Genomic DNA, 14,826 nt, shown 5'->3' on the forward strand with positions numbered 1-14,826 from the left:
TTAGGTTTCCGGCCAGCCCGGCCTCAACTCATCAGCCGCGCCAGTGTCGCGGCGGTAAAATCAACCATTGGCACAACCCGCGCATAGTTCAACCTTGTCGGGCCAATGACCCCGACAACGCCGACGACGCGCCCGTCGAGCCCACGAAACGGCTTGGCGATGACCGAGGATCCCGACAGCGAGAAGAGTTTGTTCTCCGCCCCGATAAAGATCCGCGTCGCATCCCCCGCGCTTGCGCTGTCGAGCAGATGGGCGATCTCCTGCTTGCCTTCAAGGTCATCGAGCAAAGTGCCGATCCGTTCCAGATCGGCCGCGGCTGCCGCGTCGATCAGCCGCCCCTGCCCACGCACGATCAGGACCGGGCGGCGATCACTATCCTCGCTCCACACCGCAAGACCGCGCTCGATCAGGGTGCGCGCGACGCTGTCGAGCAAGGCTCGTTCTTCGCCGATCTCGCGCTCGATCCGCGTCCGTGCCTGAGTCAGGGTCATCCCTGACAGCATGGCGGTCATGTAATTGCCCGCCTCGACCAGGGCAGAAGGAGACACGCCCATCGGCAGGTCGACCACGCGATTCTCCACCGCGCCATCCTCACTGACCAATACCGCAAGCGCCTTGTCCGCGGACAGCGGCACGAAACTCATCTGGCGCAGCACCAGTTCGCGCTTGGGCACCATCACCAGCCCGGCACAGGCCGACAGACCCGACAGCGCCGCAGTGGTCGCAGCAAGCGCCTCCTCCACCGGTCCGACCTGCGACACGCGCGATTCGATCGCGGCACGCTCCTCCGCCGAGGGCTCGAGTGCATGCATCATGCCGTCGACGAACAAGCGCAGGCCGATTTCGGTCGGCATCCGCCCCGCACTGGTATGGGGTGCCGCGAGCAGGCCCAGTTCCTCCAGATCCTGCATCACGTTGCGGATCGACGCGGGCGACAGGTTGAGTCCCGACAGTTGCGCGATCGTGCGTGAACCGATCGGGCTGCCGGTATCGAGATAGCTCTCGACCACCACGCGAAACACATCGCGGGCGCGGTCGTTGAGATCGCTGATCGGGGGAGCGGACATACCGGTCATATGGGGCGGCGCGACGCGCGGCTCAACGCTTGCCGATGAAGTCGGCGATCGGCAGCATCTCCGGTGCCGTCCGCAACGCCTCCGCCATCGCCTGGCCGGTTTGCAGATTGCAGCCATAATAAAGCGTCAGCTTGTCGGTCGCCGTACCTGATTTCCATTGCACGTCCACGCTGGGCATATCGGTCGCCGCGTCAACACAATCGGGCTGGCCGGGGGTGATGTCGCGCGTGCCCTTGGGCCGATAGGGCGCGAGCACTTTGGCGAAGGCAGCGAATTGATCGGGCGAGGCGGCGAATTTGCGGTCGCCGGTGATCACCGTGTGCTGCATGCCCGTGAACGTCCCGGTTCCGTCCGACGCGATCGTGACACGATAAACCGGGCAGAGGCCATAACAGGGCGCGGTTTCGTACACGATCGCCCCCGGCTCAGCAGTCTGCGGCTCGGCCGGTTTCGGGGCTACCGCGCATCCGGCAAGCAGAAGCGCGGAGGACAGGAGAGTGCGCAGGACGGTCGATCGCATCGGGGTTTCCTCAAGCGGTTCGAAACTGCGCACAACACTGGCGCGTTCGAGGCGACCCGTCTAGGTGGCGTGCCGACCCGTTTTCTGGAGAACAACTATGCGCCCATCCGGCCGCACCCCCGATCAGATGCGCACGATCACGATCGAACCGCGCTTTACCCGCCATGCCGAGGGATCGGTGCTGATCGGTTTCGGCGATACCAAGGTGCTGGTGACAGCTTCGGTCGAGGAGCGTCTGCCGCCATGGATGCGCGGCAAGGGCGAAGGCTGGGTCACCGCGGAATATGGCATGCTGCCCCGCGCCACCCACACCCGCGGCAGCCGTGAAGCGGCCAAAGGCAAGCAGTCTGGCCGCACCCAGGAAATCCAGCGCTTGATCGGGCGCTCCCTTCGCGCGGTGACCGACCTGAAGCTGCTCGGCGAGCGCCAGATCACACTCGATTGCGACGTGATCCAGGCCGATGGCGGCACGCGCACCGCATCGATCTCCGGCGCATGGGTCGCGCTGCGCCTCGCCATCGACGGGCTGATGGCCGAGGGCAAGCTGACCGCCGATCCGCTGACCCAGAAGGTCGCGGCGGTGTCGTGCGGCATCTATCAGGGCACGCCTGTGCTCGACCTCGATTATGACGAGGATTCCAACGCCGACGCCGATGCCAATTTCGTGCTGCTCGAAAACGGCAACATCGCCGAAGCACAGGCCACTGCCGAAGGCGCGACTTATGACGAGGAAGCCTTGTTGCGTCTGCTGCGTTTGGCACGCATCGGCTGCGCGGACATCTTCGCGGCACAGGCAAAGGCGGTCGCGAAATGAGTGGAGAAGGCAGCGGGTCCCAGGCGATCCGCAAGCTCGTCCCCGGCAAACTGATCATCGCCAGTCATAATGAGGGCAAGGTGCGCGAGATTCGCGAGCTGCTCGGCCCGTACGGCATCGAGCCGATTTCGGCTGCCGAACTCGACCTGCCCGAACCGGAGGAGACCGGCACCACCTTCGTCGCCAATGCCGAGTTGAAGGCGCTGCAGGCGGCCGACCTGTCCGGCTTCCCCGCACTGGCCGACGATAGCGGCCTGTGCGTCGATGCGCTGAACGGTGAGCCGGGCATTTTCTCGGCACGCTGGGCCGGGGAGTCGCGCGATTTCGGTGTGGCGATGTCCCTGGTCAACGACCGGCTCGATGCGCTTGAGCCGGAAGCAGGGCTCCCGGAAATCAGTCGGGACGCACATTTCGTCTGCGCGCTCGCGCTTGCCTGGCCCGACGGTCACGTCGAATGGTTCGAGGGACGGGTCGAAGGCGCGCTCGTCTGGCCGCCCCGCGGCGCGAACGGCTTCGGCTATGATGCGATGTTCCTGCCTGACGGCGGTAGCGAGACGTTCGGCGAGATGGATCCAGACGCAAAGCACGCGATCAGCCACCGCGCCGATGCGTTCCGGCAATTGGTGACCGCAGTCCTTTAAACGACACGCCGATACGCGACACGCCACATCGCCAGCCCGATCGCCGCCGAGAAGCCTGCAAGGATGATGCTGGTGGCGATCGCGCTGAGAATACGGAACATCAATGTGCGTGCGTCGGACACGGGCATGTCGAACAGCCCGAAGCCATAGGTCTGCCCGCCGAGGAACAGGGCGAATCCGGCAACCGCGCCGACAACGGCGGCAGCGAGCGGGCCGCGCCTGCCCAGCGCATGGCACACCATCCAGAGCGGCCCGCCAATCGCGACGATCGCCATTGCCGAAATCACCGCCCCGACGATGAATCCCACCACCAGCGACAATAACGACCATGATCCGCCGAGCAGGATGAGCGGAACCGCGAACAGGCCCCCCATCAGCCCGCCAGTCCCCAGCGCCAGTCCCGCGCGATCAAGTGTGGTATCGTAACGACGCAGCGCAACCTGCTCGATCAAGTCCGTTCTCCCCGCGAAACGACCTTATCACCGCGCGGCGCGGCGCCCAAGCCCCACCGCGCCCGGATTAGGTATCGATATCGGACATTTCCTATCGCAGCGTAAAGCCTCCCAATGCCTCGACACATCGTAGAACGTCCTCCTGCGATACCGGCGTTTTCCGCTTCGGTACCGCATAGGCACGATCGTCACCGGCTGTCCGACCCTGGCGGTCATGAAGCCGTTCGCACCCGAACAACGCTACTCATTGCGCGCGCCTCACAGAACGCAGCATGGCGGGCAAGACGCATCAAACCGGCCGTGCAGAGACCGTGTCGGCAAGAAAGGCGAGGATCGCAGCCTCGTCCTCCTTCGCGGTTGCGGTACTGCGTCGGTACAGCCAGCCACCAAAGGCCATCAGCGCGAGCGGGATCGCGATCAACCGCCAGCCATCCCCGAGCGGCGTACCCGATTCGATCATCCAGCGCCCGGCAAGCGCGAGGAAGAGCGTCAGGATGCCGAACCAGCATCCGAGAAAAACGGCCGCGCTGGGCGGCGCGCCAATCCTTCCCGCAATCCGGGAGCCATCGCCATCCGGCTCTACGGTCGCGATCAGAGACCTTGGAAAAGCGTTCCGCACGTCGGGCCGGAAATAGAACAGCATCATATCCCGGTCGGTCCCCTGCCCGGTCACGCCCACAGCCTTCATTTCCCTGCCACGTCCACCCAGCACCGCTTTCAACTTCCTGGCCAATACGTCTGGAGCCAGCGGCGATCTAAGGATGATCCTGCGGGCCATCGTCCTTCCCTCTTCAAAGCGATCCGGCGAGCGCCAGCGCCACGCCGACCGCCACCAGCAACAACCCAATCGCCTCGCTGCGCACAATCCGCTCGCCGAGATAGAAATGCGCGAACCCCATGGTGAACGCCACCTCGACCTGGCCGACGATCCGCACCAGCGCGACCGGCGCCGTCGCAAAGCCAGTGAACCAGCAGGCCGATCCGAGCGAGGACATCAATCCGACTTGCCCCGCGACGCGCCAGGTGGCGAACACCTTCGCCACCTGCTCACGCTCGCGCCACACGATATAGCCGCCCTGCAGCACCGTCTGCAGCGCCACGGTTGTCGCAAGCACGACCAGCGCCGCGCGCAGTTTGTCATCGGTCGCGACCTCGAACGTCGCGCGCCGGATCGCGATCGTGGTCAGAGCGAAGAAGAATCCCGAAGCAATGCCATAGCGCGCCGCTGGCTGGCCGAGTGCACGGATCAGGTCTCCGGCGCTCATGCGTTTGCCGCCGGTCGACAACATCATGATCCCGGCGACGCCAAAACCGATGCCAAGCCAGGTAAGGCGGCCCAGCCCCTCTCCCAGCAGCACGACGGAGAGGAGCGCGCTTTGTACTGCCTCGGTCTTCGAATAGGCGGTACCGACGACGAAATTGCGCTCGTCGAACGCCATCAGCAGCAAATTGGTCGCGATGATCTGCGCGACCCCACCCCGCTGCGCAGAACAACAAGAACTTGGCACCAAGCGCCGGGAACGGCGCCGGCGCGATCAGCCATTGATAGGCGAGGACGAACAGGATCGCGAACGGCAGGCCATAGAGATAACGCACCAGCCCGGCGGCATTGACCGACAGGTCGCGGCCAACCTTGCGCTGCACCGCCGTGCGCCATGCCTGCAACGCGCCGGCGAACACCGTCGCGGGCAGCCAGATCGGCAGGACGATCATCGCCGGCGGTGCTTCAACGGGTCAGATCGACGTGAGACGGCATTGCATCGACCATCTTCGCCAGTTCGTCGTCAGGAACGACGCGGTCATAGGCTCCGCGATATATAGCCTCGATCCAGGCCGTTACTTCGCCCCGCGTGACCTGGGTTCGCCCTTCACCAGGCCAGATCATCAAGTCGAGTTCGGGCGGCGAGTCAGCACCGATCCTGGGCATCCGATACTCAACGCCCATGACCTGCCGCGCGCCCAATCGAGCGTAGAATTGCTTGCGGCGACGGCGCATCTCCCGGTCGCTACTGTCCTGACGATCGCTATCGACTTCGATCACCAGACTATGACTGCCGATCCGATCGAGCACGGCGCGAAACATCTCCGCGCCAAGCCCTCGCCCGCGCGCAGCGGCCGAGGTTCCGAGATATTCCAGCAGCGCCATCGGGTGGCGGTCCGACAGGAAAAGAACCGCGAACGACATCACCTGATCGTCGATTTCGCCGATCAGGATGCGATAGTCGGGCCTGGTCACAAGCGCCGCGATCTGCTCGCGCGTCTTGCGCTCGCTCGCCGGAAGCGCCTCGCAAAATATCTCGTAGAAATCGTCAAAGGCCGGCCCTTCGGCGATACTCAGTCGCGCGATCCGCAACTCGCCACGGGAGGGCCCTTGCGTCACGCGTTCTCCAGCGCCTGTCTGGCGATCTTTTCCTTCCACACCAGCGGCGCAAGTGTGTGCACATTGGCGCCGCTCGAATCGACCGCCACGGTGACCGGGAAATCGCTCACCTCGAATTCGTAGATCGCCTCCATGCCGAGATCCTCGAACCCGACGATCTTCGACCCCTTGATCGCACGCGCAACGAGATAGGCGGCGCCGCCCACCGCCATCAGATAGGCGCTCTTCGCCTCGGCGATGGCCTCGGTCGCAGCCGGGCCGCGCTCGGCCTTGCCGACCATCGCGAGCAGGCCCTGGTCGAGCATCATGCGCGTGAATTTGTCCATCCGCGTCGCGGTGGTCGGGCCGGCCGGACCGACCACTTCCTCACCCACCGGATCGACCGGGCCGACATAATAGATCACGCGCCCCTTGAACTCGACCGGCAGCTTTTCGCCCGCGTCGAGCATGTCCTTAATGCGCTTGTGCGCGGCATCCCGCCCGGTGAGCATCTTGCCGTTGAGCAGCAACCGGTCGCCCTGTTTCCAGCCCTGCACCACCTCCGGCGTCAGCGTGTCGAGATCGACGCGGATCGCCGCCTTGTCGGGTGTCCAGTTGACGTCGGGCCATTCCTCCAGCTTGGGCGCTTCGAGATAGGCCGGGCCGGAGCCGTCGAGCGTGAAATGGGCGTGGCGCGTAGCCGCGCAATTGGGGATCATCGCCACCGGTTTCGACGCGGCGTGCGTCGGCCAGTCGAAAATCTTGACGTCGAGAATGGTCGACAGTCCGCCAAGTCCCTGCGCACCGATGCCCAGCGCATTGACCTTGTCGTAGATCTCGATGCGCAGCTTCTCGATATCGTTCTCGGGCCCGCGCTCCTTCAGCTGCGCCATGTCGATCGCACCCATCAGGCTCTGCTTGGCGAGCAGCATCGATTTCTCGGCGGTGCCGCCGATACCGATGCCGAGCATGCCCGGCGGGCACCAGCCGGCGCCCATTTGCGGCAGCATCTCGAGCACCCAGTCGACGATCGAATCGCTCGGATTCATCATCTTGAACTTGGACTTGTTCTCGCTGCCGCCGCCCTTCGCCGCGACGTCGATCGACACCGTCTTGCCCGGCACCATCTCGACATTGAGCACGCTCGGCGTGTTGTCCTTGGTGTTGCGGCGCGTAAAGGCCGGATCGGCAAGGATCGAAGCGCGCAGCTTGTTCTCGGGGTTGAGATAGGCGCGACGCACGCCCTCATCGACCACTTCCTGCAAAGACCGGTCGCCCTTTTCCAGCCGGCAATCCTGGCCCCATTTGATGAATATCGTGACGATGCCGGTATCCTGGCAGATCGGGCGATGACCCTCGGCACACATACGGCTGTTGGTCAGGATCTGCGCGATGGCGTCCTTCGCAGCCGGACTCTGTTCCGCCTCATAGGCGACGCCGAGCGCGCGAATATAATCCATCGGATGGTAGTAGCTGATGAACTGCAACGCGTCGGCGACGCTTTCGATCAAATCGTCTTCGCGGATAATCACTGTCATGGTCGGTTCCCGGCACTCGCTTGGCGCCGTCCATATGCCGAGCGTGCCAGGTGGCCAAGAGGCTTGGTGCACCTTCATCATCACCATTGTCGGCACGCCTTGTTAACCATCAACGGCAAGCAAATCCGAATGCCTTGTCGTTATCGAAAATAATCGATGCGCCGGCCGTTCAATCCCCTGTCCGATATTCTCGGATCGATGACCTCGTTGTGGAGCGATCTGTCGCTCGGCGTTGACGAGGACAGGGCGCCCGACGCGCATCAATTGCAGTTCGAACAGGCCGCAACCGCCTGGCCCGCCGCCCTGCTCACGCAGATCCTCGCTGCGGCCATGCTGCTCGCCACCGCGATGACCGTCGGGCTCCATGACCTGCTCGCACCGATCGCGGTGCGCGGCGGACTGGTCGTCCTGCTCGGCGTGGTCGCGCTGGCACTGCTCAAATTATCCGCGCCACGCAACTGGCCGCCGCATATCAAGGTGCGGCTTTCACTGATCTACGCCACGGGATTGGGTGCCGGCCTGTTCTCGATGTTGTGGATGACGACGCACGTCTCCAACGGCACGCTGCAACTCGCCGGCTTCGTCGCCGTATTTGGCGCGGTCATCGTCACCGCCATGGCGCTTCAGGCATTGCGCGCCGCAACGCTCGGCTATGCCGGCGCGCTGGTCGCGACCATTGCGCTGCACAACGGCCTGGGTGTCGTTACGAGCATCGCGGCGGTGTTTCTCGCTTGCCTGATCATCGCCACCAGCGGCCTGGCACGGCTCGATCGGGCCCAGGCGGAGGCGCGAGACGCCGATACCAATGACGGCAATCTCGCGCTGCGCCTGATCCGCGAGTTCGAGGATCATGGCAGCGGCTGGTTCTGGCAGACCGACCGGCAGGGCCGGCTGGTCTATTTGTCGCCCCAGGTCGCCAACGAGGTCAGCACGCCGGACAATGAAGCGATCGGCGCCATGCTCACCGCGGTGTTCAAGGTCGACAGCGCGTCGCCCGATACGGAGCGCACCTTGGGCTTCCATCTATCCTCGCGCACCTCCTTCTCCGGTTATTCGGTGCGCGCCGCGGCCGGCGGGACGGAACGCTGGTGGTCGATCTCCGGCCGGCCGATCCTCGACGGCCTGAATCGCTTCCAGGGTTTTATCGGCAATGGCAGCGACCTGACCGAAAAGCGCAAGTCGGAGGCCGAGATCACGCGCCTTGCCTTGTTCGACGGCCTCACCGGGCTCGCAAACCGTCAGCGCATGCGCCTCGCACTCGATCAGACGCTCGCACCGCAAGGTGGCGGCTTTGGTTCGCCCGCATTGCTGCTGCTCGATCTCGACCGGTTCAAGGCGGTCAACGACACGCTGGGTCACCAGACCGGCGACGCACTGCTCAAACAGGTCAGCCAGCGTTTGCTGCGCAGCGTCGGCGATGCGGGGCTGGTGGGCCGGCTCGGCGGCGACGAATTCCAGGTCGTGCTGCCGCGCGAGGCCAATCGCGACCGGCTCGCCGAACTGGCGCGCGCGATCATCGCGTCGCTGTCACAGCCCTATTTCATCGACGGATCATCGATCACAATCGGTTGCTCGATCGGCATTTCCATCGCGCCGGTCGACGGCGAGGATTCGGAAACGCTGGTGCGCAATGCCGATCTCGCGCTTTACGCTGCCAAGGCCGATGGGCGCGGCATCCACCGCTTCTACCGCGAGGAGTTGCTGCACGGCGCGCAGAACCGCAAGCAACTCGAGGATGATTTGCGCAACGCGCTCCCGCAAAATGAATTCCATGTCGCCTATCAGCCGGTAGTCAGCACAAAAAGCGAGCGGATCGTCGGCTATGAAGCGCTGCTGCGCTGGAATCACCCGACGCGCGGCGCGGTAAGCCCGGCTGAGTTCATCCCCGTCGCCGAGGATTGCGGGCTGATCGAAGCGATCGGCGAATGGGTCCTGCGCACCGCCTGCGCCGATGCAGCGACCTGGCCGCGCGACATCCGCGTCGCGGTCAATGTCTCGCCGATCCAGTTCGCCAACCCGGCTTTGCCTGCTGTGGTGACCAATGCGCTGGCGCGGTCGGGCATTCGCCCGGACCGCCTCGAACTCGAAATCACCGAAGGCGTGTTCCTCAACAATGAGGATGCCTCATCCGAGCAGATGTTCAAGAATCTGAAGACGATCGGCGTGCGTCTCGCGCTCGACGATTTCGGCACCGGCTATTCCTCGCTCGGCTATCTGAAGAAGGCGCCGTTCGACAAGATCAAGATCGACCAGAGCTTCGTGCGCGGCGCAGCGGTCGCGGGCAACCGCAACGCCGCAATCATCAAGGCGATCGTCACGCTGGCCGATACGCTCGGCATGGAAACCACTGCCGAGGGTGTCGAAGTGCAGGATGAGATCGCGCTGATCCGCGAACTGGGCTGCAGCCACATCCAGGGCTATGTCTATGGCAAGGCTGCCCGCGCCTCGGCCGTGCTCGAGCAGCTTGCGGCAAAGGGCGGCATGGCCACCGCCACTGGCTACCGCGTCAGCCGCTCGCCGCGGACCAAGATGCTGCGTACCGCGCGCGTCGCGACCGAAGGCATCGAAGGCGAAGTCCGCATCCGCAACATGTCCTCAACCGGCGCGATGATCGACGGGATCGAGATCGATGGCGAGGTCGACGGCATAGATCTGTTGATCGAACTGCTCGAGGGGCAGATGTTCCCCGCCAAGCTGCGCTGGGCCGCCGATGGCAAGGCTGGCATCGAGTTTGCGCAGACGTTCAACATGGAACGGCTCAACCCGGTCGCTCAGGCCCCCGCGATCCGCCGTTCGGGGTAAGGAGCTAACCCCCTCACTCCCGCTTCCCCGACGAAGGCGGGGGCTCAGGCGGGAAAAGGCGGTAAGAGTCGTTGCGTCTCGTTACGTTGGTCATTCCGACTGGGCCCCGGCCTTTGCCGGGGATCAGCTCAGGTCGGAATGGCGGGGGCTGATCCCTCTACCCGTTCGCCAGCGGAAACCAGTCCCAGAACGGCTTGCCCTCTTCTCGCGTCCGCGCCACCGAGGGCCGTGCCTCGAGCCGTTGGTGATACCCCACGACATTGGGAAACCCGTCAAACGGCAGCGCATGTTTCGCATAGAGCAGCGACGGCGCCGCCGCACAATCGGCCAGGCCGAACGCGTCTCCTGCCGCCCATTCCCGCGTCGCCATCACCGTATCGAGCCAGCCATAGGCCCTGGCCAGCATCTCCCGCGCCTTCCCGACGCCATAGGGGTCGGCATTACCCTCGGGCCGTCGACGCTCGAACACCACGGTCTGCAACGGGGTCATGACATAATTGTCGAAGAAGCGGTCCATGAAGCGCGCTTCCAGCGCAGCCTCGATGTCGGCCGGAATCATCGGAGCCACACCGGGATGATATCGGTCGAGATATTCAATGATCACGCTGGTCTCGGCGACTGAGCGCTCTCCATCGACCAGCAACGGCATGTGCTGCATCGGCCAGAGCGCCGCAAACTCCCTGGCATAGTCGGGCGTGTCCGGCCCAAGCTCGCGATAGTCAAACGGCGTGCCGCTCTCGTATAGCGCGATCAACACTTTCTGGCAGTAGGACGACAAGGGGTGCGCATAGATTTTAATCGCCATCTCTCTCCACCTATTTCGTCAGCACGATGTGCATCGCGTTCTCGCCCTGGGTCTGCTCGGTCACCTTATAGCCGAGCGCGGGGAGGTCGATCCCGGCGAACATCGCCTCACCGCCGCCGAGCACCACCGGCGCAACCGCGAAATGCAGCTCGTCGATCACGCCGGCCTGCAGATACTGACGGATGGTCGCCGGGCCCCCGCCGATGCGGATATCGCGGGCGCCCGCCGCTTCTTTCGCCCGCGCCAGCGCTTCATCGATCCCGCCAGTCACGAAATGGAACACGGTGCCGCCGTTCATCTCGATCGACGCCCGGGCATGATGCGTCAGGACGAACACCGGGCAATGATAGGGCGGCGTGTCGCCCCACCAGCCCTTCCAGTCCGCGTTCGGCCCCTCGCTCGGCCACGCGCCCCGCACTGGCCCGAACATGTTGCGGCCGAGGATCCATGCCCCCATGCCGTGCATCGCCCGAGCGGCATAACTCTCATCGATGCCGGTGGAGCCGCCTTCCTCGCCGAACATCGTGCGGAAGGTCTTGGTGCCGAAAGCCCATTCGTGCAGCTCTTTGCCGCGCACGCCGAGCGGATTGTCGAGGTCCTGATCGGGGCCGGCGCCAAAACCATCCACTGAGATCGAGTAACCGCCAACGCGAATCTTCGTCATCATCCGTCCTTTTCAAACCGATTGCGAATCAAAAGCAGTTGCTTTCTACACAACTGATCCTATATTGCAACCAGTCATGACGATCCATATCGACGACCCTCGATCGGGCTGCCCGATCAACCTCACGATTCAGGCGCTGGGCGACCGCTGGAGCCTGATCGTCATTCGTGACGTGATGTTCGGTAATCGCCGCCATTTCCGCGAACTACTCGTCGCGTCGGAAGAGCGCATCGCGTCGAACATCCTTGCCGACCGGCTCAAGAAACTGGTCGCGGCAGGCTTTCTGGCGATCACTGACGATCCCAGCCACAAACAGAAGCATATCTACAGCCTGACCGAGCCGGCGATCCAACTCGTGCCGCTGATCGTCCAGCTTGGCGCTTGGGGCCGTCGCCATTTGCCCGTCACGCCCGATCTCGCGATCCGCGCACAATTGCTCGAAGAGGGCGGGCCGGAGATGTGGACGGACTTCATGGACGAGCTCCGCACCGCGCATCTCGGCACACCGTCCACGGGACGCGCGAGCGTCGCCGTTCGACTTCAGATGGCGTATGAAGCGATGGTCGCTCAATTGGATCGAGACTCGGCCAGCTCGACGGACTAGCATACCCGTAATTCAAAAACGGGAGAGTCGCATGCGCCTGGGCAAAGCACGGATCGAACCGCTATCGGATGCCGAGGCGACCGATGCGCAGAAGCAAGTCCTCGCGCCGTTCGTCGAACGCAACTTCGTCCTCAACATCTTCCGCACCATGGCGCGACACCCCGGTGCGCTCGACCGATTCCTCAAATGGGGCAATTACATCCTCGGCAAGTACAACACGCTGCCGGAACGCGAGCGCGAACTCGCCATATTGCGCACCGGCTTCAATTGCGGCTCGGGCTATGAATGGGCGCAGCATGTCGTGATCGGCAAGCGCGCCGGGCTGACCGGCGAAGAGATCGCGCGGATCAAGACGGGCAGCGCCTCGCCCGGCTGGAGCAGTGCTGATGCTGCGATCCTCGATGCGTGCGACGACTTGACCCGCGACCATTTCATCACTGACGCGCATTGGGCAGCACTTGGCCACCACTTCCGCACCGAACAGTGCATGGACCTGGTCTATACCGTCGGTCAGTACACCCAGGTGTCGATGCTGCTGAACAGCTTCGGCGTGCAGCTCGACAAGGGCCTGGTGCTCGACCCCGACCTGGACCGCCGCGCATGACCGGCCGGCTGGCTGGCAAGACCGCGATCCTCATCGGCGCCGGGCAGACGCCGGGCGACACGATCGGCAATGGCCGGGCGACGGCGATGCTGTTCGCCCGCGAGGGCGCAGCGGTATTCTGCGTCGATCGCAATCTCGACCGGGCCGGGGAAACCGCTGCGCTGATCGCCGGTGAAGGCGGCACCGCCCACGCGCATGCCGCCGATATCCGCGACGAGGCGGAATGCGCGGCGCTGATCGCGGCGGGCGTCGCCGCACTCGGCCGGTTCGACATTCTCCACAACAATGTTGGCGGCGGCGCGGGAGACGCATCGGTCGAGGCGACCGATCCCGCACGGTTCGACGCGATCCTCCATCTCAACCTCACCGCGATGATGCAGACAATCAAGCACGCCTTGCCCGTGATGCGCGCGCAAGGGCAAGGCGCGATCGTCAACATTTCCTCGCTTGCCGCGATCGCGCCGGCCGGGATCATTGCCTATGAAGTGTCGAAGGCGGGCGTGAACAAGCTCACCACCAGCGTTGCGGCCCTCAATGCCCGGCACCAGATTCGCTGCAACGCGATCCTGCCTGGCCTGATCGACACACCGATGGCGATCCAGGGCTGGGCCGGCCTGACCGGCGAGGCGCAGGCGGAACTGCGCGCCAAGCGCGACGCGCGCGTGCCGATGGGGCGGATGGGCACCGCGTGGGACGTGGCGCACGCCGCGCTGTGGCTGGCGTCGGACGATGCGCGCTTCGTGACTGGTGCGCTGCTGCCGGTCGATGGCGGGCAGTCGGTACGGCTGGGCTAAGCCTGAACGTCGGATAACCGCCCGGTTCAGGAACAGGATTCAATCATGCGCGTATTCTTCCCGACATGCCCGACGTGGCGGGCTGGAAAGGATGTACCCCATGAGAATGCCCAAATTTCTCGTTGCTATCGGCCTGATGGTCGCGGCGATGAGCGTGAGCGGCACCGCAAACGCCCAGCGCTACGACCATGGTCGCGATGGCTATCATGACCGTTATGATCGCGGCGACCGTAACTGGCGTGGTGATCGTGGTTGGCGCGGTGATCGCGGCGACCGCCGCTGGCGCGGCGATCGTGGCTGGCGTGGTGATCGCGGTTGGCGCGGCGACCGTCGCTGGCGTGGTGATCGCGGCTGGCGTGGTGACCGCTGGGATCGCGGCCGTCGCTACGGCTGGAACAATGGCTATCGCCGTTGCTGGACCGACTGGCGCTACGGCCGTCGCGTGCGCATCTGCCGCTAAGCTGAAATGGGGCGGCGACCGGACAGGTCGCCGCCCTTTTTCTGATCAGCCGGCGCGGTTGCCGATCGCAGCCGGCGTAACCGGCGACTGAGCGGCAGGTGCCGGCGGTGCCGAACCATCGGCCGGCGGGGGTGGCGGAGGACCGTCACGCCCTTCCGGCCCGCGATCCGGTCCATCATGCGCCGTGCCCCTTGGACCATGCGGAGGGCCGCCCAGCTCCGTCACTTTGCCATCCGCACCGATCAGGAAGGAGGCATGGACGATGCCGTCATGGAATCTGCCCTGGATCGTCACCATCGCACCGGTCGCGACCGGGCTATTCGAACTCATGCCCAGCATTCCATGCCGGCGCCCCCCATCGATCAGCGCCTTGCCGCTGCCGTCCTGCATCACGAACATCGGGCCATAGACTTCGGCCACTTTCCCGCGCAGCGTTATGACGTTCGTGCTGTCGGTCAGGCCGGAGATCGCCATCGGCTTGATCGGCGCCATCTCGATCGACGGCCCGCTCACCTTGATCGCGGCCGCCCCGGCGGCAACGCCGACGCCAAGCAACGCCACGGCAGCGAGCGATGCCTTGAACAGTGTGCGGCTGGTCTTGGTTTCTTCGGTCATTATGGTCACTCCATCTGTGTCGATGGCAGTTTCTAGCGAGTCGCACCCACGGCCCGCTGAACCTTCCTGTTCAGTTTC

General features: G+C 64.5%; 16 protein-coding genes and 1 pseudogene. 7 read left to right on the forward strand and 10 right to left on the reverse strand.

The genetic code is table 11. The annotated features are described in order from the left end of the window. Positions 1 to 23: 23 nt before the first annotated feature. Positions 24 to 1,067 carry a heat-inducible transcriptional repressor HrcA gene (hrcA, locus tag H3Z74_RS15020; protein ID WP_187760412.1) on the reverse strand — a complete coding sequence of 348 codons (1,044 nt, stop codon included), beginning with the start codon at positions 1,065 to 1,067 and terminating at the stop codon, positions 24 to 26. Between the two features lie 31 nt (positions 1,068 to 1,098). Further along, the gene (locus H3Z74_RS15025; protein WP_187760413.1) at positions 1,099 to 1,596 is read right to left on the reverse strand and encodes a DUF6438 domain-containing protein; all 498 of its coding nucleotides are present in this window, start codon (positions 1,594 to 1,596) and stop codon (positions 1,099 to 1,101) included. 97 nt (positions 1,597 to 1,693) lie between these two features. On the opposite strand from H3Z74_RS15025, the gene rph reads away from it, so the two are divergent. Together rph and rdgB are read left to right on the forward strand one after the other, a co-directional pair. After that, on the forward strand, positions 1,694 to 2,410 hold the full coding sequence (rph, locus tag H3Z74_RS15030) for a ribonuclease PH (RefSeq protein WP_034160525.1): 717 nt from the start codon (positions 1,694 to 1,696) through the stop codon (positions 2,408 to 2,410). Next, on the forward strand, positions 2,407 to 3,051 hold the full coding sequence (rdgB, locus tag H3Z74_RS15035) for an RdgB/HAM1 family non-canonical purine NTP pyrophosphatase (protein ID WP_187760414.1): 645 nt from the start codon (positions 2,407 to 2,409) through the stop codon (positions 3,049 to 3,051). The genes rph and rdgB overlap by 4 nt, the downstream gene beginning before the upstream one ends. Here the strand turns inward: rdgB and H3Z74_RS15040 are convergent. The 5 genes and pseudogenes from H3Z74_RS15040 to H3Z74_RS15060 all read right to left on the reverse strand — a co-directional run bounded on the left by H3Z74_RS15040 (position 3,048) and on the right by H3Z74_RS15060 (position 7,400). Continuing rightward, on the reverse strand, positions 3,048 to 3,503 hold the full coding sequence (locus H3Z74_RS15040) for a hypothetical protein (protein WP_187760415.1): 456 nt from the start codon (positions 3,501 to 3,503) through the stop codon (positions 3,048 to 3,050). The two genes, rdgB and H3Z74_RS15040, sit on opposite strands and share 4 nt — an antisense overlap. Positions 3,504 to 3,792: 289 nt before the next feature. Continuing rightward, the gene (locus H3Z74_RS15045) at positions 3,793 to 4,281 is read right to left on the reverse strand and encodes a hypothetical protein (RefSeq protein WP_187760416.1); all 489 of its coding nucleotides are present in this window, start codon (positions 4,279 to 4,281) and stop codon (positions 3,793 to 3,795) included. A gap of 13 nt (positions 4,282 to 4,294) precedes the next feature. Then, positions 4,295 to 5,216 (reverse strand): annotated as a pseudogene (locus tag H3Z74_RS15050) (DMT family transporter). Between the two features lie 13 nt (positions 5,217 to 5,229). After that, positions 5,230 to 5,883 carry a GNAT family N-acetyltransferase gene (locus H3Z74_RS15055; RefSeq protein WP_187760417.1) on the reverse strand — a complete coding sequence of 218 codons (654 nt, stop codon included), beginning with the start codon at positions 5,881 to 5,883 and terminating at the stop codon, positions 5,230 to 5,232. Then, positions 5,880 to 7,400 (reverse strand): fumarate hydratase, encoded by a 1,521-nt coding sequence (locus H3Z74_RS15060; protein WP_187760418.1) that lies wholly within the window; start codon positions 7,398 to 7,400, stop codon positions 5,880 to 5,882. The genes H3Z74_RS15055 and H3Z74_RS15060 overlap by 4 nt, the downstream gene beginning before the upstream one ends. Positions 7,401 to 7,556: 156 nt before the next feature. Here H3Z74_RS15060 and H3Z74_RS15065 point away from each other — a divergent pair, with 156 nt between their 5' ends. Further along, complete coding sequence (locus H3Z74_RS15065) at positions 7,557 to 10,202, forward strand: putative bifunctional diguanylate cyclase/phosphodiesterase (RefSeq protein ID WP_187760419.1); 2,646 nt, start codon at positions 7,557 to 7,559, stop codon at positions 10,200 to 10,202. Positions 10,203 to 10,359: 157 nt separating this feature from the next. On the opposite strand, the gene H3Z74_RS15070 is transcribed toward H3Z74_RS15065, so the two are convergent. Together H3Z74_RS15070 and H3Z74_RS15075 are read right to left on the reverse strand one after the other, a co-directional pair. Continuing rightward, the gene (locus H3Z74_RS15070) at positions 10,360 to 11,007 is read right to left on the reverse strand and encodes a glutathione S-transferase family protein (protein ID WP_187760420.1); all 648 of its coding nucleotides are present in this window, start codon (positions 11,005 to 11,007) and stop codon (positions 10,360 to 10,362) included. A gap of 10 nt (positions 11,008 to 11,017) precedes the next feature. After that, positions 11,018 to 11,671: a dihydrofolate reductase family protein gene (locus H3Z74_RS15075; protein ID WP_187760421.1), complete on the reverse strand. Its 654-nt coding sequence runs from the start codon at positions 11,669 to 11,671 to the stop codon at positions 11,018 to 11,020. Between the two features lie 76 nt (positions 11,672 to 11,747). Between H3Z74_RS15075 and H3Z74_RS15080 the strand changes: the two genes are divergently transcribed. The 4 genes from H3Z74_RS15080 (at position 11,748) to H3Z74_RS15095 (ending at position 14,133) form a co-directional block, all read left to right on the forward strand. Next, entirely contained in the window at positions 11,748 to 12,275 is a 528-nt protein-coding gene (locus tag H3Z74_RS15080) for a winged helix-turn-helix transcriptional regulator (RefSeq protein WP_187760422.1), read from the forward strand. A 31-nt stretch (positions 12,276 to 12,306) separates the two neighbouring features. Next, positions 12,307 to 12,879: a carboxymuconolactone decarboxylase family protein gene (locus tag H3Z74_RS15085; RefSeq protein ID WP_187760423.1), complete on the forward strand. Its 573-nt coding sequence runs from the start codon at positions 12,307 to 12,309 to the stop codon at positions 12,877 to 12,879. Beyond that, positions 12,876 to 13,673 carry an SDR family NAD(P)-dependent oxidoreductase gene (locus H3Z74_RS15090; protein ID WP_187760424.1) on the forward strand — a complete coding sequence of 266 codons (798 nt, stop codon included), beginning with the start codon at positions 12,876 to 12,878 and terminating at the stop codon, positions 13,671 to 13,673. The genes H3Z74_RS15085 and H3Z74_RS15090 overlap by 4 nt, the downstream gene beginning before the upstream one ends. A gap of 100 nt (positions 13,674 to 13,773) precedes the next feature. After that, positions 13,774 to 14,133, forward strand: a complete 360-nt coding sequence (locus H3Z74_RS15095; protein ID WP_229726606.1) for a hypothetical protein — start codon at positions 13,774 to 13,776, stop codon at positions 14,131 to 14,133. A gap of 45 nt (positions 14,134 to 14,178) precedes the next feature. On the opposite strand, the gene H3Z74_RS15100 is transcribed toward H3Z74_RS15095, so the two are convergent. Then, complete coding sequence (locus H3Z74_RS15100) at positions 14,179 to 14,748, reverse strand: hypothetical protein (RefSeq protein WP_187760425.1); 570 nt, start codon at positions 14,746 to 14,748, stop codon at positions 14,179 to 14,181. Positions 14,749 to 14,826 lie beyond the last annotated feature (78 nt).

Source organism: Sphingomonas alpina (assembly GCF_014490665.1).
Classification (GTDB): Bacteria; Pseudomonadota; Alphaproteobacteria; order Sphingomonadales; family Sphingomonadaceae; genus Sphingomonas; species Sphingomonas alpina.